The following is a 23,769-nucleotide window of genomic DNA, read 5'->3' as shown; positions in this document are numbered from 1 at the left end:
AGTTAATCGAAAGAACAGGAAGTTAGAGTAAAATATGGCAGAAGTACAAGATGCACCTAAAGGAAAGAGTAAGCTCCTTATTATCATTATAGCGGTTGTTGTTTTACTGCTTGGTATTGGTGGTGCGCTGTTCTTTTTCTTAGGCTCCGATGATAGTGCCTCAGAATCTCAGTCTCAGCCAGCCACTGCTGTGGTTGCAGCAGAGCCTGTTATGTATGTGAACATCCCTCAGCCCTTCTTGTTCAATGTAACAGGTGATAAAAAAGATCGCCTAGTTCAGATAAAAGCACAACTGATGGTGCGTGGTAGCAAAAATGAAGACCTAGCACGTTACCACTCTCCACTAGTAGAGAGCACATTGCTCGCAACGTTCGCTTCGGCAACGGTTGACCAACTTCGCTCACCAACAGGGCGAGTGGAACTGCGTGACAAAGCGACAGAAGATATTAAAGCAAGTCTGGCTCAAGCTGTTGGCCAGCCTGTGATTGAAAAAGTGTTATTCACTGACTTCGTAATTCAATAGGTAATTTGTGACCGATTTATTAAGCCAAGACGAAATTGATGCGCTGTTGCACGGCGTTGATGATGTTGAAGAAGTTGAAGATGTCTTAGAGACCGACAATGACAGTGCGGTCAATTTTGACTTCTCCTCTCAAGATCGAATCGTCCGTGGTCGAATGCCGACCCTTGAACTTATTAACGAGCGTTTCGCACGTCATATGCGAATTAGCTTGTTTAATATGTTGCGTAAAACGGCTGAAGTGTCGATCAACGGCGTACAGATGATGAAATTTGGTGAATACCAAAACACTTTGTACGTACCAACCAGTTTAAACATGGTGCGTTTCCGTCCGCTTAAAGGTACGGCGCTGATCACCATGGAAGCACGTCTTGTTTTCATCCTTGTAGAAAACTTCTTTGGTGGTGATGGTCGCTTCCACGCCAAGATTGAAGGCCGTGAGTTTACGCCAACGGAAAGACGTATTATCCAGCTACTGCTGAAGATTGTATTTGAAGATTACAAAGAAGCTTGGTCACCAGTAATGGGGGTTGAGTTTGAATACTTGGATTCTGAAGTGAACCCGAGTATGGCGAACATTGTGAGTCCAACAGAAGTGATCGTTGTGAGCTCATTCCATATTGAAGTGGATGGCGGCGGTGGTGACTTCCACGTAGTCATGCCTTACTCGATGGTTGAGCCGATCCGTGAACTGCTTGATGCGGGTGTTCAATCAGACAAAATGGAAACCGATGTTCGTTGGAGCACGGCACTGCGTGATGAAATCATGGACGTGCCTGTTAACTTCCGCGTCAACCTTTTAGAGCAAGATATCTCACTACGTGACTTAATGGAGCTGCGCCCTGGTGATGTCATTCCAATGAACATGCCTGAGCACGCGACCATGTTCGTAGAAGAGTTACCGACCTACCGTGTAAAAATGGGGCGCTCGGGTGAAAAACTCGCGGTACAGATTTCTGAAAAAATTCAAAGACCTCATGTGGTCAAAACTGATCTCGCTTTCCTAGGCAAAGACTTAATGTCTGAACTAGAAAACAGCGATGATAACGAATAGCAAAATAGATAAAAGTATAGGAATTGGTAATGGAACCTAGTGAAGATCAAAAGCTAGCAGACGAATGGGCTGCAGCGCTTGGTGAAGACCCTTCTGCACCGTCAATTGATGTTGACGATGTGCTTGCGGCACCACTTGATGAGCTAACTGATTCATCGTCTCCGATTTCTGAAGACGAGCGCCGCAAGCTGGATACCATCATGGATATCCCAGTCACCATTTCTATGGAAGTTGGCCGCTCTCAGATCAGTATCCGCAACCTTCTGCAATTGAACCAAGGTTCGGTCGTAGAGTTAGACCGTATTGCCGGTGAGTCACTGGATGTGATGGTCAATGGTACTCTGATTGCTCATGGTGAAGTGGTTGTGGTGAACGACAAATTTGGTATTCGTTTGACCGACGTAATTAGCCAAACAGAACGTATTAAGAAACTACGTTAATGCGCTTATCGTCTCTAAGGTTGACGAGTTTACCTCAAGGGCTGAAGAGCTTATCTCGAGCAATAGTTGGAGTAGGGCTGTTTGCTATTCCTTCTGTTGCCTTTGCAGCAACGCCACCTTCTCTTGATTTAGCGACCACTTTTGGGTCGCTAATTTTCGTTATAGCCTTCATTTTATTTATTGCTTGGTTGCTTAAGCGCATGCAAGTGCCAGCGATGTCCAATCAACAAGGTTTGGCGATTGTTAGACAAATCCCTGTGGGCACAAAAGAGCGTATCGCTATTGTGCAAGCGGGCGATGAACAGTTCTTAGTGGGCATTACCACTCAATCTATTCAGCTGATCTCCAAGCTTGATAAACCTCTTACTCAGGAGATGCTGGAAAAAAGTACATTCTCAAGTCAGCTTTCCCAGCTCATGAAAAAAGATGCAAACAAATAACGGACTTTTGAACTCATCTTACTTTTACCAAGCCGGAGCTTTCCGTGCGGTGAAAGTGCTGCTGGTTCAGCTTACTCTTCTCTTTACCCTTTTGTTTAGTGTGTCGGTATTTGCACAGGCTGAAGACGGCACTGTTATTCCTGCCAACACTGCGGGTTCAGAGTCGGTGACTATCAGCACGATGGAACAAGACCAAGCCAAATCGACCTCCATGACAACTGGCAGCTTGACGGGCAGTGGGGGCGGTATTCCTGCTTTCACCATGACGACCAATGCTAACGGTGGTGAAGACTACTCGATCAACCTGCAAATTCTTGCGTTGATGACCATGCTTGGCTTCTTGCCGGCAATGGTCATTCTGATGACTTCGTTCACTCGTATTGTGGTGGTGATGTCTATCCTGCGTCAGGCAATGGGTCTGCAACAAACACCATCGAACCAAGTTATCATCGGTATCGCGATATTCTTGACCTTCTTCATTATGTCACCGGTGATCAATCAGGTGAATGAGCAAGCGGTTCAACCTTATCTGAATGAACAGATCACGGCACGACAAGCATTTGATGTTGCTCAAGGGCCGATCAAATCATTCATGCTAAAACAGACTCGAATCAAAGATTTAGAGACTTTTGTTGAGATCTCCGGTTCGGAAGTGACCAATCCTGAAGACGTTTCAATGGCGGTGCTGATTCCTGCATTTATCACCTCCGAGCTCAAAACGGCTTTCCAGATTGGCTTTATGCTGTTCTTGCCGTTTTTGATCATCGACTTAGTGGTGGCGTCGGTATTGATGGCGATGGGTATGATGATGTTGTCGCCGATGATTGTATCCTTGCCGTTTAAGTTGATGCTGTTTGTCCTTGTTGATGGTTGGAACTTGATACTCTCCACACTCGCCGGCAGTTTTGCCTTGTAGCTGGGGGAAATCATGAATCCTGAAATATTCGTAGAGTTGTTCCGAGATGCGCTTTGGATGGTGTTAATCATGGTTTGTGCCATCATTATTCCCAGCTTGCTGATCGGTTTGGTGGTGGCTATCTTCCAAGCAGCGACCTCGATCAACGAACAAACATTGAGTTTCCTGCCGCGTTTGATTGTGACCTTATTGGCCTTGATGCTGTTTGCGCACTGGATGACTCAGATGATGATGGAGTTCTTCTTTGAGCTCATCGAACGTTTACCTCAAGTTCTGTATTAAACCGATATGGAATACCCAACGAGCCTTGTACTAGAGTGGTTAGCCAATTATTTTTGGCCTTACACTCGCATCTCAGCAATGCTGATGGTGATGACGGTCACCGGTGCACGTTTTGTGTCGCCGCGTATTCGTTTGTATTTAGGTTTAGCAATCACCTTCGCAGTGATGCCTGCGATTCCCGCGGTTCCAAAAGAGATTGAACTGCTCTCTTTCCAAGGCTTCTTAACCGTCTTTGAGCAAATTGTGATTGGTGTGGCGATGGGCTTTGTCACTCAGTTTATGATTCAAACCTTTGTTATGCTCGGCCAAATCCTTGGTATGCAATCGAGCTTGGGTTTCGCCTCTATGGTCGACCCGGCAAATGGACAGAACACGCCTGTATTGGGTCAGCTCTTCATGCTACTTGCGACCATGTTCTTCTTGGCGACCGATGGTCACTTGAAGATGTTGCAGCTGGTGGTATTCAGTTTTAAAACTCTGCCGATTGGCAGTGGCTCTCTGACTTCGGTCGATTTTCGCGAGCTTGCATTATGGCTCGGCATTATGTTCAAAGCGGCATTGGCGATGTCGCTGTCGGGAATTATCGCGCTGCTGACGATAAACCTGTCATTCGGTGTAATGACACGTGCTGCGCCTCAGCTAAATATCTTTTCTTTGGGTTTTGCATTTGCGCTACTCGTGGGTCTGTTACTTTGTTGGTACATCCTTGGCGGCTTGTATAGTCATTATGAGCTATTTTGGATGCAAGGCGAGCAACAGATATGTCGTCTAATCCGGTTAGATTGCTAGGAGACTGAAATGGCAGAGTCAGACGGTCAAGAACGCACAGAAGACGCCACGCCCAGACGCTTGCAACAGGCCAAAGAGAAAGGGCAGGTTGCAAGGTCAAAAGAGCTGGCATCAGCATCGGTACTAATTGTCGGTGCCGTTGCATTAATGTGGTTTGGTGAATCGATGGCGAAGGCGCTGTTCGAGGCCATGCAACGCCTGTTTTCTTTAAGCCGCGATGAAATCTTTGATACCAACAAACTACTAGAAATTGCTGGTGGTTCATTGGTGAACTTGCTGTTTCCGCTGTTCTTAATTCTGATCACCTTGTTTATTGCGGCTGTTATTGGCGCAGCAGGGGTTGGCGGGATTAACTTCTCGATGCAAGCTGCGATGCCAAAGGCGTCTAAGCTCAATCCACTCAGTGGTATCAAGCGTATGTTTGGCTTACAAAGCTGGGTTGAACTGATTAAATCGATTTTGAAAGTGGCGCTGGTATCGGGGATGGCTGTTTATCTGATTCAAGCCTCTCAACATGACTTAATGCAGCTCAGCATGGATGTCTATCCACAGAATATCTTTCACGCCTTGGATATCTTGCTTAACTTCATTCTCCTGATAAGTTGCTCTCTGCTAATTGTGGTGGCCATCGATATCCCATTCCAGATATGGCAACACGCCGATCAATTAAAGATGACCAAGCAAGAAGTAAAAGACGAATTCAAAGACACCGAAGGTAAGCCTGAAGTGAAAGGTCGAATTCGTATGTTGCAAAGAGAAGCGGCTCAGCGTCGTATGATGGCAGATGTGCCTCAAGCGGATGTGATTGTCACCAACCCAGAGCACTTCTCGGTGGCTTTGCGCTATAAGCAAAATCAAGATAAAGCGCCCATTGTGGTCGCCAAGGGTGTAGATCACATGGCGATGAAGATCCGTGAAATTGCCCGTGAAAATGATATCTATATTGTTCCAGCACCACCGTTGGCGAGGGCGCTTTATCACACTACAGAGCTTGAACAACAAATTCCTGACGGTCTGTTTACCGCCGTAGCTCAAGTGCTTGCATATGTGTTCCAGCTAAAACAGTATCGAAAACGCGGTGGCAAGAGGCCAAAACTGCAAGATTCTAATATGCCGATCCCACCTGATTTACGTCATTAGATCAATTACTTGAGCTCAGCCCTGTGAAGCTTGATAATAGGGAGATTAATTAGCTTCTGTTAACCAACAAAGCGCTGATAATTTGACGTTAGATATTGGTACAGTGTTTGCTATATCAATCCCGAACATTATAAGCCGATCATGGTAAACCTGATCACTATAAACCTTGTTGCTAAAACGTTGGCAACATAGCTTAGCCCTGAGCCCGATTTACTTGGCGAGAGGCGACAACATAGCGAAACTATCTAGATTTATGAAATTCTCCCTGCCTTTTGCGGACAAGCTACCAAAAATCCCTAACCGTGCCATGCCTGCAATTGGTGCGCCCGTTATGGTACTTGCCACGCTGGCGATGGTGGTGTTGCCAATTCCTGCATTTTTGCTGGATATGTTCTTCACCTTCAATATCGCACTCGCTATGGTTGTGTTACTGGTGTCGGTTTACACACGAAGACCTTTAGACTTCGCCGCTTTCCCAACTGTCCTTCTGATTGCAACTCTGCTTCGATTAGCCTTGAACGTTGCTTCTACTCGTGTGGTTCTACTGCATGGTCACGAAGGTGGTGATGCGGCGGGTAACGTGATTGAGGCCTTCGGTAACGTGGTTATCGGTGGTAACTACGCGGTTGGTTTAGTGGTGTTTTTGATCCTGATGATCATCAACTTCATGGTTGTTACCAAAGGTGCAGGGCGTATCTCGGAAGTAAGTGCGCGTTTTACCTTGGATGCGTTACCGGGTAAACAAATGGCAATCGATGCCGATTTGAATGCGGGTTTGATCGATCAAGATCAGGCGCGTCTGCGACGTTTTGAAGTAACCAAAGAGGCCGATTTCTACGGTTCGATGGATGGTGCTTCGAAGTTCGTTAAAGGTGATGCGATAGCGGGTATTTTGATCCTGTTCATCAACATCATTGGTGGCTTGAGTATCGGTATGGCTCAATTTGGTTTGGGTTTCGGTGAGGCTATCGAAATCTACACCCTACTGACTATCGGTGATGGTCTGGTTGCACAAATTCCATCTTTATTACTGTCGATCGCTGCAGCGATGATGGTAACGCGTCAAAATACCGATGAAGACATGGGCCAGCAGCTCATCTTCCAGATGTTCGACAATCCAAAAGCCTTGATGATCACTGCGGCGATTCTCGGTGTGATGGGTATTGTTCCGGGCATGCCACACTTCTCGTTCTTGAGCCTGGCTGCAATTGCTGGTGGTGCGGCTTATTACATCGATAAGAAACAGAAGAAGAAGGCATTGGAGCCGAACCTCCCTGCGGCTGTTGAAGCCAGTGGCGAGACGGGTTCACAAAAAGAGCTCTCTTGGGATGACGTTCAACCTGTTGATATTATTGGCCTAGAAGTAGGCTACCGCTTGATTCCTCTGGTAGATAGGGACCAAGGCGGCGAACTACTAGAGCGCGTAAAAGGCGTGCGTAAGAAGTTGTCTCAAGATTTCGGCTTCTTGATCCCTGCAGTACACATTCGCGACAACCTAGAGCTGACACCAAACAGCTACCGAATCACCTTAATGGGTGTTGCGGTAGGTGAGGCTGAGATAAAGCCTGATATGGAACTCGCGATTAACCCGGGCCAAGTGTACGGGATGATCGACGGTGAGCCGACTATCGATCCGGCATTTGGTCTCGAAGCGGTATGGATTCGTGAAGAGCAACGTGAACACGCTCAGGCTCTTGGTTACACCGTAGTTGACTCGTCGACCGTACTAGCAACCCACCTCAGCCAACTGCTTACTAACAATGCGTCGCAGCTTATTGGTCATGAAGAGGTTCAGAATCTACTTGAGATGCTTAGCCGCTCAACACCTAAGTTGGTTGAAGGGTTTGTACCGGATCAACTGCAGCTTGGTGTGGTAGTGAAAGTGCTACAAAATCTGCTTAATGAAGCCATTCCAATCCGTGATATCCGAACCATAGTCCAAACTTTGTCGGAGTACTCGAGCAAGAGTCAAGAACCTGACATATTAACGGCGGCAGTTCGCATCTCATTGAAACGACTAATTGTTCAGGAAATCAATGGGATAGAGCCGGAATTGCCTGTAATAACCCTAATTCCTGAGCTGGAACAAATCTTGCATCAAACCATGCAGGCATCCGGCGGAGAATCTGCTGGTATTGAACCTGGTTTAGCGGAACGTTTACAGACCTCTCTTAGCCAAGCGACTCAAGAGCAAGAGCTGAAAGGGGAGCCAGCAGTGTTACTGACTTCAGGCGTGTTGCGTTCGACTCTAGCTAAATTCGTGAAGAACACGATCCCAAGCTTAAGAGTACTGTCATACCAAGAAATACCGGATGAAAAGCAGATACGTATAGTACAAGCTGTTGGTAATTAAGCCGCCTAATTAGAACGGACGATCGAATTGAAAATTAAACGATTTTTTGCAAAAGACATGCGGACTGCTCTGCTCCAAGTTAAAGAAGAACTTGGTTCGGACGCAGTGATCATGTCTAACAAAAAGGTCGCAGGTGGCGTGGAAATTGTTGCCGCTATTGATGGCGAATCTAGCCCGTCAGCAGCGAGCCCAAGACTCAACAAACCTCAGCAGCCTGCGCATAGCCAATACACGCAAATGGCCGCTCCCTCAGCTCCGGCAGGGCGTCGCGAATTAGATGATGACAAGGTAAGCCTTCAGTCAAACTCTGAAGGTGGACGCTCGATGACTAAGCGCTTTGCAAACATGCTCAAGCAATACAGTCATGGCGCAGACGATGAGCCGCAGCACCGCGCTGAAAACGAAGACTCCCTGTCAGCGTTACTCAATCGTCAATCTAGCAACAGTCACCTGTCGCAAAATAACCAGCCATCGAGTGGTAGCCTAGATTCAGCATTTGCTCGCGAAACTGGCCTCTCTAAATTGATTGCTGAAGATCGCCGAGTTGAACGCCCTGCACCTCGTTTGGATCCGACTCGTTACGATCGCGGTCGCGACAGTGGTCAATCCAAAGGTTCTGATACCGAAATGGAAACGATGCGTGAAGAGATGACCTCAATTCGTCGTCTGTTAGAGCATCAAGTTTCTGGGTTGATGTGGCAAGAAGTTGAGCGCCGTGAACCGCTGAGAGCCATGCTTATTAAACGTCTTGAACGCATGGGTGTGTCGGCAGAACTTGCAGATCAGATGGCTTGTTACATTCCTGAAGATACCAAACCAGCTCGTGCATGGAAGGCGTTGTTAGCCTTGGTTGCTGACCAGATCTCCGTGACACAGAAAGATATTTTAAAACGCGGCGGAATTGTGGCTCTACTTGGCCCAACCGGCGTGGGTAAAACGACGACGGTTGCAAAGCTTGCGGCTCGTGCTGCCATGGAATATGGCGCAGATAACGTAGCACTAGTGACAACGGACACATATCGTATAGGTGCACATGAGCAGTTATCGATTTATGGTCGCATTATGGGTTGTCCTGTAAGAGTTGCTAAAGATTCTAGCGAACTGGCCGATGTAATATATCAGTTACGTAATCGTCGCCTGATTCTGGTTGATACTGCGGGTATGGGACAACGAGATGTTCGCCTATCTGAGCAGTTAGACACATTGATGCAAGAGAGTGGTTCCGTTATCAATAGCTACCTTGTTTTGCCGGCTACAGCGCAACGCAAAGTACTACAAGAAACAATTGAACACTTTAGAAGAATCCCGTTGTCGGGATGCATCATGACTAAATTGGATGAATCTCTCAGTCTTGGTGAATTCATCAGTGTCGTAATACAAAATGCATTACCAGTTGCTTACATAGCAAATGGTCAGCGAGTTCCTGAAGATATCGTTATAGCTCAACCAAAGTACATGATTGCTAAGGCAAATGAGTTATTAGAGAAATCTACAGAGAATGAACCTCATTACTGGAACAGCGATTCTGAAGGGCTCTAGGCGGCGGATAAATATGAATGAAAATATGATACACGATCAAGCTAGCGGCCTCCGTCGCTTAACCAAGCCTTCAATCACCAAAGTTATTGCGGTAACCGGTGGTAAAGGCGGCGTTGGTAAATCTAATGTGACGTTAGGTATGGCTATTTGTATGGCGCGCCAAGGTAAAAAAGTCATGGTGCTTGATGCCGACTTAGGTCTTGCGAACGTTGATATCATGCTAGGAATTCGCTCTAAGCGAAACCTTGGGCATGTGTTAGCGGGTGAATGTGAACTCAAAGATGCGATTGTTGAAGGTCCGCACGGAATTAAAATCATTCCTGCGACATCGGGCACGCAGAGCATGACAGAGCTATCACACGCACAACACGCTGGTTTGATTCGCGCATTTGGTACCCTTGAAGACGAGATGGACATCTTGCTAGTGGATACCGCGGCTGGAATCTCGGACATGGTGATCAGTTTCTCAAGAGCGGCGCAAGATGTGGTGGTCGTGGTTTGTGATGAACCTACTTCAATCACTGATGCATATGCGTTAATTAAGCTTCTGAGTAGAGAACACCAAGTTCAGCGATTTAAAGTTGTTGCAAATATGGTCAGAAGCTACCGTGAAGGCCGAGAATTATTTGCAAAATTGACTTTGGTCACAGAGCGCTTCTTGAATGTGAGCCTCGAACTCGTAGCATGTATTCCTTTAGATGATAAAGTACGTCAATCAGTCAAGAGACAGAAAATCGTAGTCGACGCGTTTCCTCGCTCTCCAGCTGCGTTGGCAATCAGCTCATTGGCAAATAAAGCATTGACCTGGCCAATACCAAAAACACCAAGTGGACACTTGGAGTTCTTTGTTGAAAGGCTGCTGAACCGTACTGAATTTGTAGAGGAACCATTTGGTGAATAAAGCGCTTACCTACGACCAACACGCTAATCACAATAGCCAACAGGCTTTTTTTGAGAAGTACTCTGTGTTGGTTAAACGTATCGCTCATCACTTGTTGGGGCGATTACCGCCTAATGTATTGGTTGATGACTTGATTCAAGCGGGCATGATCGGCTTGATTGAAGCGCAGCAAAACTATGATGGTACCAAAGGCGCAAGCTTTGAGACGTATGCCGGTATTCGAATCCGTGGTGCAATGTTGGATGACATTCGCCGTGGGGATTGGGTTCCGAGATCGGTTCATAAAAACAATCGAGAAATCAGCAGTGCAATTGCGGAACTAGAGAGTACTCTCAACCGCGACCCAAGCGATGCCGAAGTGGCAAAGCACATGGGACTCAGTTTAGAGCAGTATCATAGCGCTTTAACTGATATTAATTGCTCAAGATTGGTCGGGATCGAAGATTTAGGCGTCTCAGATGATGTAATATCTCCGAATGAAGACTCTCAAGATAACGCGCCTTTTCAAGGGGTTGCTGATGAGTCATTCCGCCAAGCTCTGATCGATTCGATAAAACAGCTTCCGGAAAGGGAAGGCTTAGTGCTTTCTCTTTATTACGACGAAGAACTCAATTTAAAAGAGATTGGGGAAGTATTAGGTGTCAGCGAATCTCGTGTCAGCCAAATATTGAGCCAATCTATGCAGCGTTTACGCACTAAGTTAAGTGCTTGGACACAGAACGACTAACAACACTGATTTTTATTCAGTGGAGGCTAATTTGAACAAAAACATGAAAATTCTCATTGTTGATGATTTTTCAACGATGCGCCGAATTGTTAAAAACCTACTTCGCGACCTAGGTTTCAACAACACACAAGAAGCAGACGATGGCTTGACCGCGTTACCTATGCTGAAAAAAGGCGAATTTGATTTCGTGGTAACTGACTGGAACATGCCGGGCATGCAAGGTATCGACCTGCTAAAACACATTCGTGCAGATGCTGAACTGAAGCACCTTCCAGTGCTAATGATCACAGCAGAAGCGAAGCGTGAGCAGATCATCGAAGCAGCGCAAGCGGGTGTAAATGGTTACATTGTGAAGCCTTTCACTGCCGCAACTCTTAAAGAAAAACTAGATAAGATTTTTGAGCGCTTATAAGCATTAAAAATAACCTGTTTTTAGGCGCTTCTAGAGAGACATTAACTTTTTAGTTTCCCGTTTTTCTCAAACGTTGAAGCGTCACAAATATGCGGAGTAAGGCCGAACTCAGGATGATTTCATTAGAACAAGCAAAAAAATTAGTAGAGCTGCTTGAAAACGATGAGCAGCAAGATGCTGATTCTCTTGTTAGAAGCATTTATGAAGACAACTTTAGTCTTCAAGACAATCCAATGCTTCAAGAAATAGGTAGTCTGACTCGCGACCTCCATGACTCTTTGACACAATTCAACTTTGACGAGCGCATTAGCGTTATCGCAAATGATGAAATCCCTGATGCAAGGGATCGCCTTCAGTATGTCATTGATAAAACGGAAGTTGCGGCAAATAAAACGATGGACGCTGTCGATCGCTGTATGCCAATCGCAGACAACCTACACGAGTGTTTACTTCAAGTAAGGCCTCAATGGAATGAACTGATGCATGGCCGCATTGAGCTGGCACAATTTAAAGCTTTATGTCACCGCATTGATGGATTGCTTGTCCAAGTAGAGGGCGATAGTACCGAACTACGTGGGCAACTGACTGAAATCTTGATGGCTCAGGATTTCCAAGATTTAACTGGGCAAATTATTAGCAAAGTTATTACCTTGGTGAATGAGGTTGAAGGGCGCTTAGTCGAGATTCTCACCGTATTTGGTGCGAATCAGGTTGAGCCAACTCCAACATCAGAGAAGAAAGCATCGATTGCTCCAGAAGGACCAATCATGAATCCAGAAGAGCGCGAAGACGCTGTTGCTTCTCAGGATGAAGTCGACGATTTGTTATCCAGTCTTGGATTTTAAAGGTAACGTATGAGCTACGATTTAGACGAAGATATTCTTCAGGACTTTTTAGTCGAAGCAGGAGAGATCCTTGAGCTTCTATCAGAGCAGCTGGTAGAACTTGAGAATAACCCTGACGACAAAGACCTATTAAATGCTATTTTCCGTGGTTTCCATACAGTAAAAGGTGGTGCTGGTTTCCTAGCATTAACTGAGCTGGTGGATACTTGTCATGGTGCCGAGAATGTGTTCGACATTCTACGCAACGGCCAACGCAGCGTAACATCAGGCTTGATGGATACCATGCTGCAGGCTCTAGACACTGTTAATACACAGTTCCAAGCCGTGCAAGATCAGGAACCTTTAGTGCCAGCAGATCAAGCATTATTGGATGAGCTTCACCGCCTCTGTAAACCAGAGTCAGCAGATGAAGTTGCACCAGTAGAAGCGCCTGCACCTGTTATCCCTGAGCCTATCGCTGTTGAACCTGAACCGGTTGTCGAAAGCCCGAGCATCAGCGCCTCTTCAGTAGACGATATCTCTGAAGATGAATTTGAACGTCTGCTCGATGAACTTCATGGTAAAGGTGGCTCACCAACGTCATCTGCGGCACCAACACCGCCGCCAGCACCAGCTGCACCACAACCTGTGGTTGATAGTGGTGATATCACTGACGACGAATTCGAAAAGTTATTGGACGAACTGCATGGTGCGGGTAATAGCCCGACAAGTGCTGGTTCAACGCCGCCTCCACCGCCAGCACCAGTATCGGCGATGTCTGAGGGCGACGATCTGATGACTGATGAAGAGTTTGAAAAGCTACTTGATCAGTTACACGGCTCTGGCAATGGTCCATCAGTTGAAGAACTCGATGCCGCGACTAAGCCTGCTGAAAGTAAGCCAGTTGCACCTCAAGCTGCGCCTAAGCCGCAACCCGCAGCGCCAGTTGCTGTAAAAGCTGAACCTGCACCAAGTGCACCGGCAAAAGCGGAAGTGAAAGCGCCGGCTAAGAAGCAGCAAGCGGAAGCAACCGTTCGTGTTGATACCTCAACGCTGGATACCATTATGAACATGGTTGGCGAATTGGTATTGGTTCGTAACCGACTCGTTAGCCTTGGCTTGAACAGTAACGACGAAGAAATGTCGAAAGCTGTCTCTAACTTAGATGTTGTTACTGCAGACCTACAAGGTGCGGTAATGAAGACTCGTATGCAGCCGATCAAGAAAGTATTTGGTCGCTTCCCTCGAGTTGTCCGCGACCTTGCACGTAGCCTGAAAAAAGACATCGTTCTTGAGATGCGTGGTGAAGAAACGGATCTAGACAAAAACTTAGTAGAAGCACTTGCTGATCCACTGATTCACTTGGTTAGAAACTCAGTTGACCACGGTATTGAAATGCCTGAAGACCGAGTGATGGCGGGTAAATCAAGAACCGGTAAAGTGATTCTGTCTGCCTCTCAAGAGGGTGATCACATTGAGCTGGCTATCGTTGATGACGGTGGCGGTATGGACCCCGATAAGCTTCGTGCTATTGCGGTTAAACGTGGTCTGATGGATGAAGATGCTGCTTCTCGTTTATCAAACAAAGAGTGTTTCAACCTAATTTTCGCGCCAGGCTTCTCAAGTAAAGAGCAGATCTCTGATATCTCTGGTCGTGGTGTAGGTATGGACGTTGTGAAAACGGCGATCAACACACTGAATGGTTCAATTGATATCGATTCTGAGATGGGACAAGGCACCAAGATTACGATCAAGGTACCACTGACGCTAGCGATTCTACCGACCTTAATGGTTGGTGTTTCTGGTCACCCATTTGCGCTGCCTTTGGCTTCAGTTAACGAGATCTTCCACTTAGATCTAAGCCGTACCAACGTGGTTGATGGTCAGTTGACGATCATCGTTCGCGATAAATCGATTCCACTGTTCTACTTGCAAAACTGGCTTGCACCGAAAGCCGGTGATGTTGAGCTACGTAAAGGGCATGGTCATGTGGTTATCGTACAACTTGGCAGCCAACGTGTTGGTTTTGTTGTTGATACGCTTATCGGTCAAGAAGAAGTGGTGATTAAGCCGCTTGATAAATTGTTGCAAGGTACGCCAGGCATGGCAGGCGCAACAATTACGAGTGATGGTCACATTGCATTGATTTTAGATGTGCCGGACTTGTTGAAGCAGTACGCAGCTGCGTCAAGAATTTAATTTAAGGATAAATATGGCGATTAAAGTATTAGTCGTTGATGATTCGAGCTTTTTTCGTCGTCGAGTAAGCGAGATCATCAATTCAGAGGCTCGCCTAGAAGTCATCGATGTTGCGGTAAATGGTAAGGAAGCGGTAGAGAAAGCGAAACAGCTAAGACCTGACGTGATTACCATGGACATCGAAATGCCTGTCATGGACGGTATCACAGCCGTTCGTGAAATTATGGCGGCGTCTCCAACGCCTATTTTGATGTTTTCATCGCTAACGCATGACGGTGCTAAAGCGACATTAGATGCTCTAGATGCGGGTGCTTTAGACTTCCTACCTAAGAAGTTCGAAGACATTGCACGTAACCGCGATGATGCCGTTGCGTTACTTCAACAGCGTGTGATTCAGATTGCGGCTAAACGTGCTTTCATGCGCCGTGCACCAATTACACCGAGGGCGACAGCAACGACTTCAACATCCACGTCATTGCGTCAACCGGTTTCTAATGCTACTCCAGCCGCTAGACCTGCGGTCGCATCCGCTGCGAAATTCAGAGCTTCGGGTAAGAAGTATCAGCTAACGGCAATTGGTACGTCGACTGGTGGTCCGGTTGCGCTGCAGAAGATTTTAACGCGTATCCCTGCGAACTACCCGCACCCTATTGTGCTAGTTCAACATATGCCTGCGACTTTCACAGCGGCTTTTGCTAGCCGCTTGAATACCTTGTGTAAGATCGAAGTTCGCGAAGCTCAAGACGGAGACGTGTTGAAGCCTGGCGTTGCTTATCTTGCTCCAGGCGGCAAGCAGATGATGGTTGATGGTCGTGCTGGATCGGCTCGCCTAAGAATCATCGATGGCGGCGATCGCATGAACTACAAACCTTGTGTGGATGTGACTTTCGGCTCTGCTGCTAAGATCTACGGCGACAAAGTGTTGTCTATGATACTGACAGGTATGGGTGCCGATGGTCGAGAAGGTTCACGCATGTTGAAAACCGCAGGCTCGACAATCTGGGCACAAGATGAAGATAGCTGTGTTGTATATGGTATGCCTCAAGCTGTAGCAAAAGCTGGCATTTCTACTGAAGACCTACCTCTGGACCGCATCGCGGAACGGATCTTGGTTGAAGTTGGGTTAGCTTAGGTAAATCGAGATGATTGTTTGGAGTGTTGCAAACCAAAAAGGTGGTGTTGGTAAAACAACCACGACAGTGACCATGGCAGGCCTGCTTGCTTTAAAAGGACACCGCGTGTTGTTGGTGGATACTGACCCACATGCATCACTGACCACCTATCTGGGTTACGACTCAGATACGGTGGAGTCGAGCTTGTTCGATCTGTTTCAGCTTCGTGAGTTTTCTGCGCAAGCGGTAAGACCGCTGACGTTGCAAACCGAAGTTGAAGGCATCGATATCATCCCAGCACACATGTCATTAGCAACACTTGACCGTGTGATGGGAAATCGAAGCGGTATGGGGTTGATCTTGAAGCGTGCTTTGGCGGCGTTGAAAGAAGATTACGACTATGTGTTGATCGACTGTCCGCCAATTCTTGGTGTGATGATGGTGAATGCATTGGCAGCGAGTGACCGTATTTTGATTCCGGTACAGACTGAGTTTCTGGCGATGAAGGGGCTAGAGCGTATGATTCGTACACTAACCATCATGCAGAAATCTCGCAAAACACCGTTTAAGGTGACGATTGTCCCTACCATGTACGACAAGCGAACCAAGGCATCACTGCAAACACTTACGCAGCTGAAAGAGGACTACCCAAACCAAGTTTGGACCTCAGCGGTACCAATTGATACCAAGTTTAGAGACGCAAGCTTAAAGCGCTTGCCTGCCTCTCACTTTGCATCGGGAAGCCGTGGTGTATTTGCTTATAAACAGCTGCTTATTTATCTCGAAAGGTTGGCGATAAATGAGCGAGAATAAAGATTCAACAATAGCGCGACCAGGCCTATCAAGTGAACAAGCACTGGATGACTATTTTACTGCGCTATTAGGTGATGAAAGCTTTGAAACTGAAGAATTTTTAGTTGACGAGTCTGATGATGAGTCACAATCTGAAGAGCCAGAGCCAGAGCCAGAGCCAGAGCCAGAGCCAGAGCCAGAGCCAGAGCCAGAGCCAGAGCCAGAGCGTCAATTAGCGAGTCATCACTCAAGCTACGCAGAAATACGCGCAGCTGAGTTTGAAGTACCTAACCTAGAGGACGTTCAGAAGCTACTGAGCCGATTAGAGGCAACCAATGTTGTTGAGGACCTGAATCTTGACGAACTGATGGACCAGAACACGCAGAAAATCGCTCAGCAAGCAGACATGCAAATGTTTGATGCTGCGGTTGAGTCGGTTCAAGTCTCGCTAGAGCCAGAGATTCAAGATTGGAACCTTCCGGAATCTGATTTATCGATAGCGGCAGAACCTCTAGTGGAACTGCAGCCAATTGAAGAATCAACAGTAGAAGCTGAGCTTCCAAGGGTTGAGCAACCAGTCTCTGAGATCGAAGCCGATGTTCCTGACATTGAGTCCGCTATTGAGCCAGAAACACAAGCGGGTGGTGCAGGGCAGTTTACTTCTTGGGAAAGTACGGCTCGAACAGAAGACTTCCAAGTTTTGTATTTTGATGTCAATGGTGTGACCTTTGCAGTACCACTGGATGAACTGGGTGGTATCCACCGCCTTGAAGAGGTCAATCACATTATTGGCAAACCAGCTTGGTATTTGGGGTTACAAACCAACCGAGACAGTCAGCTAGATGTGGTCGACACCGCAAAATGGGTGATGGCCGAGAAGTTAGCCAGTGACGAATACAAAGAAAACTATCAATATATAGTGATGCTTGGAGAAAGCTTATGGGGGCTTGCGAGCACAGAGCTTAAAGGCACCGAGCTGCTTAATACTGATAAAGTACGTTGGCGAGAAATGGCAGGAAAGCGTCCATGGCTCGCTGGTATGGTAAAAGAAAAAATGTGTGCTTTGATCCATGTCGAAGCATTAATCGCCATGCTAAATGCAGGGCTAGATGTAAAAGCATTGAGCTAGTACCAAGATTGGTACAACAAAAGCATCAAGTTAATAATAGTGGTCGGTAACGACGGCAAGAGGATTATCTATGTCTCAAATGAGTGAAGTTGAAGTAAGAAAAGATCAAACGAATGACGAAGTACTTCAATGGGTAACATTCCAGCTAGAAGAAGAAACTTACGGCATCAATGTAATGCAAGTTCGTGAAGTACTGCGTTACAGTGAGATTGCTCCGGTACCAGGTGCTCCTGACTACGTTCTAGGTATTATTAACCTACGTGGTAACGTTGTTACTGTTATCGACACTCGTTCTCGCTTTGGTTTGATGCAAGGTGAAATCACGGATAACACTCGTATCATCGTTATTGAATCTGAGCGTCAAGTTATTGGCATCCTGGTTGATAGCGTTGCTGAAGTGGTTTACCTACGTTCTTCTGAAATCGATACAACACCAAGTGTTGGTACTGACGAAAGCGCGAAGTTCATCCAGGGCGTTAGCAACCGCGATGGCAAGCTGCTTATCTTAGTAGATCTAAACAAACTACTAAGCGAAGACGAATGGGATGAGATGGCTCACCTATAATGTTTGAAGCGCTTCCTTTAAGCCCTGCTGCACTGATTGCTGGAGTTGGGGTTTTTACGTTATTCGTCTTGATTTTGATAAGCAAAGTAAAAAGTGCGATTCAAAAGCAACTGGATCAGTCACGCCTACAGGTTCGTAACTTGGATAAAGAGCTGCAAAAATCGAGCAAGCAATTGCTAGAAGTTCGCTCTGTTGTGGTTGGCCTTGGCCAGAAAGTGACTGAACAACAAGATCTTATCAAACATTTGAATGAACGTATTGTTGAGCTGGAACATGCGGATACCGATGGACGTTTGTACACGCGTGCAACGAAAATGGTTCAGCTTGGCGCTGGGATTAACGAGTTAATTGAAGAATGTGAATTACCCAAAGCAGAAGCTGAGCTGATGATGTCTCTGCAGAACAAGCTTGCTGGTAAAGAGAAAATTCCTTCATTACGAAGCGACCCTTCCTCGTTTGATGAGCATCCCACCGCCTCTCGTGATCGCAGGGATCCACCTCGACGTCGTTAAATTGAGCGCTATTCGTGGATAAACACGCATGTTTGTCGCACACTCTTTTAAAAAGAAGCTTCGGCTTCTTTTTTTGTGCCTGTATAACTGTTTATAGAACGATGTTTATAAGTGCTTGTTACTACAGCAATATCTCATTTTTGGTCAAAATGTGTAAATTGTGATGCAGTAGTAACAGTTTCTTACCGACTTTGTTCTACTGAAAACGCCTAGTCCTGTTTTGTCACCATGTTGGTGTGCTACTATAGCCCTCTCATTACTCGACTAAATTTACCTATGCTAGAAGTCTCAAATTTAACTGCTATTCGTGACGAAAGGGTTCTGTTTGAATCGTTATCTTTTCAATTGAAACCAGGAGAGTTGGTTCAAGTTGAAGGGCGTAACGGTACAGGAAAAACGACACTCCTTAGGATCATCACTGGTTTAGGTGATCGTGACGAAGGCACTATCTCTTGGGAAGGCGAATCTATCGAATCAAGTCGAGATGTGTATCATCAAAATTTGCTTTTTCTTGGCCACCAAACAGGTGTAAAGCGCGAGCTTAGTGCCTATGAGAACCTCAGTTTCTATCAGTCAATTCATTGTGGCGGAACCAATAAGGAAGAGCTTTACCATGCGCTTGCTCAGGTTGGACTAGCTGGTAGAGAAGATGTGCCTGCTGGGCAGCTTTCTGCTGGTCAGCAGCGCCGTGTTGCCTTAGCTCGTCTTTGGTTGAGTAAGCAGATGTTGTGGATTCTCGACGAACCACTGACTGCGATTGACAAGCAGGGTGTTAAAGTTCTTGAATCGCTTTTTTCTCAGCATGCGGATAACGGTGGTATTGTGCTACTCACAACGCACCAAGATATGTTTGCTGATAGCCCGAAACTAAGAAAAATAAAGTTGGGTGAGTAATATGATCTCTTCTATGACCACCATTATCCGACGCGAGCTACTTATCGCTTTTCGACGTCAGGCGGATATCTTTAACCCGTTGTGGTTCTTCATCATTGTTATCACGCTTTTCCCATTAAGTATCGGCCCTGAGCCAAACCTACTTGCACGCATTGCGGCGGGTATTGTTTGGGTTGCTGCTTTACTTTCTGCGTTACTGTCTCTTGAGCGTCTATTTCGCGATGATTTTCAAGATGGTGCCCTTGAACAGATGATGCTGATGCCCATCCCGTTGCAGTTGGTAGTATTGTCCAAGGTCATAGCACACTGGTTATTGACCGGGTTACCATTAATTTTAATTAGCCCATTGTTGGCTGTTTTGTTGTCATTGGATTTTGACACTTGGCTCTCTGTTGTGATGACTTTGCTTGTCGGAACGCCTGCCTTGAGCTTTATTGGGGCGATTGGTGTTGCTTTGACGGTTGGGTTGCAGAAGGGCGGGGTGTTACTGAGCCTGTTAATTTTGCCCCTATACATCCCTATTTTGATTTTCGCAACGTCAGCGATTGACGCTGCGGCGTTGGGCGTTGCCTACAATGGTCAACTAGCGATTCTCGGCGCCATGTTGATGGGCGCGATGACGCTAACGCCTTTTGCGATCAGTGCCGCACTTCGCGTGAGTGTGAACTGATAACGGTACCAGTATCGTATAGCTAAAGTGAACCAAAGTGTTCGATGAGACTCATAGAGTCAACAAAACAGAAAGCAGAACAAATATATTATTATAATTATAGCTTTAGTAGCTGTAAGCAATATGAAGTAAGAGTGAGATTACAACATGTGGAAATGGCTCCATCCCTATGCCAAAGCAGAAACGTCATACCAGCTTGCTGGTAAACTTCTGCCGTGGTTCTCAATCCTAGCGCTATTGTGTCTATCCGTTGGTACGGTGTGGGGCCTCGCGTTCGCACCTTCTGATTATCAACAGGGTGATAGTTTCCGAATTATCTACATTCACGTTCCTTCTGCCATTTGGTCGATGGGCGTATACATGTCGATGGCGATTGCCGCGTTTATCGGTTTGGTATGGCAGGTAAGGCTTTCTGATATGGCTGCACTGGCGATGGCGCCGATTGGTGCTGTATTTACCTTCATTGCTCTGCTAACAGGCGCAGTTTGGGGTAAGCCAATGTGGGGCGCTTGGTGGGTTTGGGATGCACGCCTAACCTCAGAGCTGATTCTTCTATTCTTATATCTAGGTGTAATTGCACTTCACCATGCGTTTGATGACCAAAAAACAGCAGCAAAAGCGGCGGGTATTTTGGCTATCGTCGGCGTGATTAACCTCCCTATTATTCACTTCTCGGTAGAGTGGTGGAACACACTTCATCAAGGCGCGACGATCACTAAGTTCGCAAAACCTTCGATTTCAAGTGACATGCTATGGCCGCTTCTTCTCAACATCTTCGGTTTCGCTTTCTTCTTTGGCGCTTTGACCATGATTCGTTTCCGCAACGAAATCATCAGCAAAGAAAGTCATCGTCCATGGGTTCGCAAGCTTGCGGCTGATAAAGCGTAGTAGGGTAGGTATTTATGTATTTTGAATCTTTGAGTGATTTCTTTGCCATGGGCGGTTACGCGTCATACGTATGGAGTGCATTTGGAATCACATTTCTCTCGATGATCATCTTGCTGGTGGTAAGCGTTCGTCGTGGTAAGCAATTACTAACTGAAGTACAAGCTAAGGTTGATCGCCAAGCTCGTATCGATGCAGCAAAAAATATGGAGAACACTCTATGAACCCAAGACGCAAAAAGAGGCTGGGCATTGTCTTAGCGATCTTTTTTGGTATCAGTGCAACTGTTGGATTAATGGTTTACGCACTTAACCAGAACATGGATCTGTTCTACACACCAACTGAGCTGGTAAACGGTAAAGATGGTAAAAAACCTGAGGTTGGCCAACGCCTACGTATTGGTGGCATGGTTGTCGTAGGCTCTGTAAGCCGTGACAACGAATCACTACGAGTAAGCTTTGATTTGGCAGATGTAGGTCCTAAAGTAACAATTTTATACGATGGTATCCTTCCTGATCTTTTCCGTGAAGGCCAAGGTATTGTTGCTCAAGGTGTCCTTAAAGATGCGACGACAATCGAAGCGTTTGAGGTGTTGGCAAAGCACGATGAAGAGTACATGCCTTCTGAAGTTGCGGAAGCAATGAAGAAAACACATGAGCCTTTGCAATACACGACTGAACAAAAAGAAGGAAATGCTCAATGATAGCCGAGATCGGCCATTTTGCGATGATCCTGTCCTTGGGACTTGCATTGCTGCTAAGCGTGCTCCCATTGTATGGAGCCGCTCGAAATAACACATTATTGATGAACAGCGCACGACCGTTGTCGTGGGGTATGTTCGGATTCTTAGCGATTTCGTTCTTTATCTTGTGTTACGCGTTTTACACAAATGACTTTACGATTCAATACGTAGCAAGTAACTCAAACAGCCAACTACCTTGGTACTACCGAATTACGGCGGTTTGGGGTGCGCACGAAGGTTCATTACTGCTTTGGGTTCTCATCCAAGCGGGTTGGACTGTAGCAGTAGCGACATTCAGTCGTGGTATGCCTCAAGAATCTGTGGCTCGCGTATTGGCTATCATGGGTTTGATTACTGTCGGCTTCTTGCTGTTCATTATCGTGACGTCTAACCCGTTCTTACGTACATTGCCTTTCTTCCCCGTTGATGGCCGTGACCTGAACCCACTACTGCAAGATCCGGGTTTGATCATTCACCCACCGATGCTTTACATGGGCTATGTAGGTTTCTCTGTTGCATTCTCTTTCGCGATTGCTTCTCTAATGAGTGGTCGTCTTGATACGGCATGGGCTCGTTGGTCTCGTCCTTGGACAATTGCAGCTTGGTTATTTCTAACGGTAGGTATCGCACTAGGTTCATGGTGGGCATACTACGAACTTGGCTGGGGTGGCTGGTGGTTCTGGGATCCAGTAGAAAACGCATCGTTCATGCCTTGGCTAGCAGGTACAGCACTAATGCACTCACTAGCGGTAACCGAAAAGCGTGGCACATTTAAAGCTTGGACAGTATTGCTGGCTATCTCTGCGTTCTCATTAAGCTTGTTGGGCACTTTCTTAGTTCGTTCGGGCATTCTGGTCTCGGTTCACGCGTTCGCGTCTGATCCGGCTCGTGGTATGTTCATCCTAGGTTTCCTAGTTTTTGTTATTGGTGGCTCACTATTACTGTTCGCAGTGAAAGGTGCATCAGTTCGTGTTCGTGGTAACTTCGATCTAGTCTCTCGTGAAAATGCGCTACTTGGTAACAACGTTCTTCTGATTGCAGCGCTAGTTGTTGTATTAGTAGGTACATTATTACCACTGGTTCACAAACAGTTAGGTCTGGGCTCGGTATCTATCGGTGCACCATTCTTCGACATGTTGTTCTTCTGGTTAATGATCCCGTTCTCGTTCCTATTGGGTATCGGTCCTCTTATCCGTTGGAAGCGTGACAATTTATCTAAGCTTGTTAAGCCAATGATTATTTCAGGCGTATTCTCGTTAGGCTTGAGTGCGCTAATGGTGACACTGCTAGCTGACCGCTTCAGTGGTACTGCGTTTGCAGGCTGGGTAATGGCATTCTGGATCATCTTCATGCACGGTTTTGAACTGCATGAGCGTGCGACTCACCGTCATAGCTTTATGAAAGGTCTAACCAAGCTACCTCGTAGCCACTGGGCGATGGTGTGTGGTCACATCGGTTTAGCCGTAACTGTAATTGGTATCGCAATGGTACAGAACTACAGTATTGAACGTGATGTTCGTCTGGCACCTGGCGAGAGCTACCAGCTTGAAGAGTACGACTTCCTATTCACAGGTGTTCGTGACAAAGATGGTCCAAACTACGATGGTTACATTGCTGATTTTGAAATCACAAAAGAAGGCAAGTACATCAATACGCTTCACGCAGAAAAACGCTTCTACACGACGGCTAAGTCTATGATGACAGAAGCGGCGATTGACCGTGGTGTAACGCGCGACCTTTACATCGCAATGGGTGAGCGTCTAGACGACAACAAATCTTGGGCTGTACGTATTTACTACAAACCATTTGTACGTTGGATCTGGGCCGGTTCTTTGATCATGTCTCTTGGTGGCGCTATCGCTATCAGTGACCGTCGTTACCGTTTCCGTAAGCCAACCAAAAAGTCGGCTCAAGAGCAGGAGGCTTAACTCG

At 46.5% G+C, this 23,769-nt stretch carries 26 protein-coding genes; all 26 read left to right on the top strand.

Translation table 11 applies throughout. The features are described 5' to 3' along the window. Window positions 1–34: 34 nt before the first annotated feature. The 26 genes from fliL (at window position 35) to F0232_RS18000 (ending at window position 23,765) form a co-directional block, all read left to right on the top strand. Window positions 35–523: a flagellar basal body-associated protein FliL gene (fliL, locus tag F0232_RS18125; RefSeq protein WP_004739848.1), complete on the top strand. Its 489-nt coding sequence runs from the start codon at window positions 35–37 to the stop codon at window positions 521–523. 7 nt (window positions 524–530) lie between these two features. After that, window positions 531–1,574 carry a flagellar motor switch protein FliM gene (gene fliM, locus F0232_RS18120; RefSeq protein WP_004739850.1) on the top strand — a complete coding sequence of 348 codons (1,044 nt, stop codon included), beginning with the start codon at window positions 531–533 and terminating at the stop codon, window positions 1,572–1,574. Between the two features lie 29 nt (window positions 1,575–1,603). Continuing rightward, window positions 1,604–2,014, top strand: coding sequence for a flagellar motor switch protein FliN (fliN, locus tag F0232_RS18115; protein WP_004739851.1), 411 nt, complete (start codon window positions 1,604–1,606; stop codon window positions 2,012–2,014). After that, window positions 2,014–2,454, top strand: a complete 441-nt coding sequence (fliO, locus tag F0232_RS18110; RefSeq protein WP_008218293.1) for a flagellar biosynthetic protein FliO — start codon at window positions 2,014–2,016, stop codon at window positions 2,452–2,454. Before fliN ends, fliO begins: the two co-directional genes overlap by 1 nt. Continuing rightward, entirely contained in the window at window positions 2,441–3,370 is a 930-nt protein-coding gene (fliP, locus tag F0232_RS18105) for a flagellar type III secretion system pore protein FliP (RefSeq protein WP_171750953.1), read from the top strand. Before fliO ends, fliP begins: the two co-directional genes overlap by 14 nt. A gap of 12 nt (window positions 3,371–3,382) precedes the next feature. Then, window positions 3,383–3,652, top strand: a complete 270-nt coding sequence (gene fliQ / locus F0232_RS18100; RefSeq protein WP_004739854.1) for a flagellar biosynthesis protein FliQ — start codon at window positions 3,383–3,385, stop codon at window positions 3,650–3,652. Window positions 3,653–3,658: 6 nt separating this feature from the next. Next, window positions 3,659–4,441, top strand: coding sequence for a flagellar biosynthetic protein FliR (fliR, locus tag F0232_RS18095; RefSeq protein ID WP_004739855.1), 783 nt, complete (start codon window positions 3,659–3,661; stop codon window positions 4,439–4,441). Window positions 4,442–4,450: 9 nt separating this feature from the next. Next, window positions 4,451–5,581 (top strand): flagellar biosynthesis protein FlhB, encoded by a 1,131-nt coding sequence (gene flhB / locus F0232_RS18090; protein WP_105059166.1) that lies wholly within the window; start codon window positions 4,451–4,453, stop codon window positions 5,579–5,581. 253 nt (window positions 5,582–5,834) lie between these two features. Then, the gene (flhA, locus tag F0232_RS18085) at window positions 5,835–7,934 is read left to right on the top strand and encodes a flagellar biosynthesis protein FlhA (protein WP_061033690.1); all 2,100 of its coding nucleotides are present in this window, start codon (window positions 5,835–5,837) and stop codon (window positions 7,932–7,934) included. Between the two features lie 27 nt (window positions 7,935–7,961). Beyond that, window positions 7,962–9,473: a flagellar biosynthesis protein FlhF gene (gene flhF / locus F0232_RS18080; protein ID WP_105059167.1), complete on the top strand. Its 1,512-nt coding sequence runs from the start codon at window positions 7,962–7,964 to the stop codon at window positions 9,471–9,473. A 13-nt stretch (window positions 9,474–9,486) separates the two neighbouring features. Next, on the top strand, window positions 9,487–10,374 hold the full coding sequence (locus tag F0232_RS18075; RefSeq protein ID WP_008218303.1) for a MinD/ParA family protein: 888 nt from the start codon (window positions 9,487–9,489) through the stop codon (window positions 10,372–10,374). After that, window positions 10,367–11,101, top strand: coding sequence for an RNA polymerase sigma factor FliA (locus tag F0232_RS18070; RefSeq protein WP_004739861.1), 735 nt, complete (start codon window positions 10,367–10,369; stop codon window positions 11,099–11,101). Before F0232_RS18075 ends, F0232_RS18070 begins: the two co-directional genes overlap by 8 nt. 43 nt (window positions 11,102–11,144) lie before the next feature. Continuing rightward, the gene (gene cheY / locus F0232_RS18065) at window positions 11,145–11,513 is read left to right on the top strand and encodes a chemotaxis response regulator CheY (protein ID WP_008218307.1); all 369 of its coding nucleotides are present in this window, start codon (window positions 11,145–11,147) and stop codon (window positions 11,511–11,513) included. 113 nt (window positions 11,514–11,626) lie between these two features. Then, window positions 11,627–12,358 (top strand): protein phosphatase CheZ, encoded by a 732-nt coding sequence (locus F0232_RS18060; protein WP_008218308.1) that lies wholly within the window; start codon window positions 11,627–11,629, stop codon window positions 12,356–12,358. 9 nt (window positions 12,359–12,367) lie between these two features. After that, on the top strand, window positions 12,368–14,536 hold the full coding sequence (locus tag F0232_RS18055) for a chemotaxis protein CheA (protein WP_105059168.1): 2,169 nt from the start codon (window positions 12,368–12,370) through the stop codon (window positions 14,534–14,536). A gap of 13 nt (window positions 14,537–14,549) precedes the next feature. Then, the gene (locus tag F0232_RS18050) at window positions 14,550–15,668 is read left to right on the top strand and encodes a chemotaxis response regulator protein-glutamate methylesterase (RefSeq protein ID WP_105059169.1); all 1,119 of its coding nucleotides are present in this window, start codon (window positions 14,550–14,552) and stop codon (window positions 15,666–15,668) included. A gap of 10 nt (window positions 15,669–15,678) precedes the next feature. Further along, window positions 15,679–16,461, top strand: coding sequence for a ParA family protein (locus F0232_RS18045; protein ID WP_008218313.1), 783 nt, complete (start codon window positions 15,679–15,681; stop codon window positions 16,459–16,461). Beyond that, entirely contained in the window at window positions 16,448–17,569 is a 1,122-nt protein-coding gene (locus F0232_RS18040; RefSeq protein WP_171750952.1) for a chemotaxis protein CheW, read from the top strand. Before F0232_RS18045 ends, F0232_RS18040 begins: the two co-directional genes overlap by 14 nt. A gap of 70 nt (window positions 17,570–17,639) precedes the next feature. Continuing rightward, entirely contained in the window at window positions 17,640–18,134 is a 495-nt protein-coding gene (locus tag F0232_RS18035) for a chemotaxis protein CheW (protein ID WP_004739873.1), read from the top strand. Next, the gene (locus tag F0232_RS18030; RefSeq protein WP_105059171.1) at window positions 18,134–18,646 is read left to right on the top strand and encodes a DUF2802 domain-containing protein; all 513 of its coding nucleotides are present in this window, start codon (window positions 18,134–18,136) and stop codon (window positions 18,644–18,646) included. The genes F0232_RS18035 and F0232_RS18030 overlap by 1 nt, the downstream gene beginning before the upstream one ends. A 276-nt stretch (window positions 18,647–18,922) precedes the next feature. Continuing rightward, window positions 18,923–19,540 (top strand): cytochrome c biogenesis heme-transporting ATPase CcmA, encoded by a 618-nt coding sequence (ccmA, locus tag F0232_RS18025; RefSeq protein ID WP_061033684.1) that lies wholly within the window; start codon window positions 18,923–18,925, stop codon window positions 19,538–19,540. A gap of 1 nt (window position 19,541) precedes the next feature. Next, window positions 19,542–20,210, top strand: coding sequence for a heme exporter protein CcmB (gene ccmB, locus F0232_RS18020; RefSeq protein ID WP_004739878.1), 669 nt, complete (start codon window positions 19,542–19,544; stop codon window positions 20,208–20,210). A gap of 147 nt (window positions 20,211–20,357) precedes the next feature. Continuing rightward, a complete protein-coding gene (locus F0232_RS18015; RefSeq protein ID WP_004739880.1) occupies window positions 20,358–21,098 on the top strand; it encodes a heme ABC transporter permease in 741 nt (246 codons plus the stop codon). Between the two features lie 14 nt (window positions 21,099–21,112). Continuing rightward, window positions 21,113–21,319: a heme exporter protein CcmD gene (gene ccmD / locus F0232_RS18010; RefSeq protein WP_008218322.1), complete on the top strand. Its 207-nt coding sequence runs from the start codon at window positions 21,113–21,115 to the stop codon at window positions 21,317–21,319. Then, window positions 21,316–21,798: a cytochrome c maturation protein CcmE gene (gene ccmE / locus F0232_RS18005; protein ID WP_008218324.1), complete on the top strand. Its 483-nt coding sequence runs from the start codon at window positions 21,316–21,318 to the stop codon at window positions 21,796–21,798. Before ccmD ends, ccmE begins: the two co-directional genes overlap by 4 nt. Beyond that, complete coding sequence (locus F0232_RS18000; RefSeq protein ID WP_008218325.1) at window positions 21,795–23,765, top strand: heme lyase CcmF/NrfE family subunit; 1,971 nt, start codon at window positions 21,795–21,797, stop codon at window positions 23,763–23,765. The genes ccmE and F0232_RS18000 overlap by 4 nt, the downstream gene beginning before the upstream one ends. Window positions 23,766–23,769: the final 4 nt, after the last annotated feature.

Origin of the sequence: Vibrio sp. T3Y01 (assembly GCF_013114525.1) — a bacterium.
Classification (GTDB): Bacteria; Pseudomonadota; Gammaproteobacteria; order Enterobacterales; family Vibrionaceae; genus Vibrio; species Vibrio chagasii_B.
Note: the sequence above shows the minus strand (reverse complement) of the source record. Positions and strands in the feature narration are given on the sequence as shown.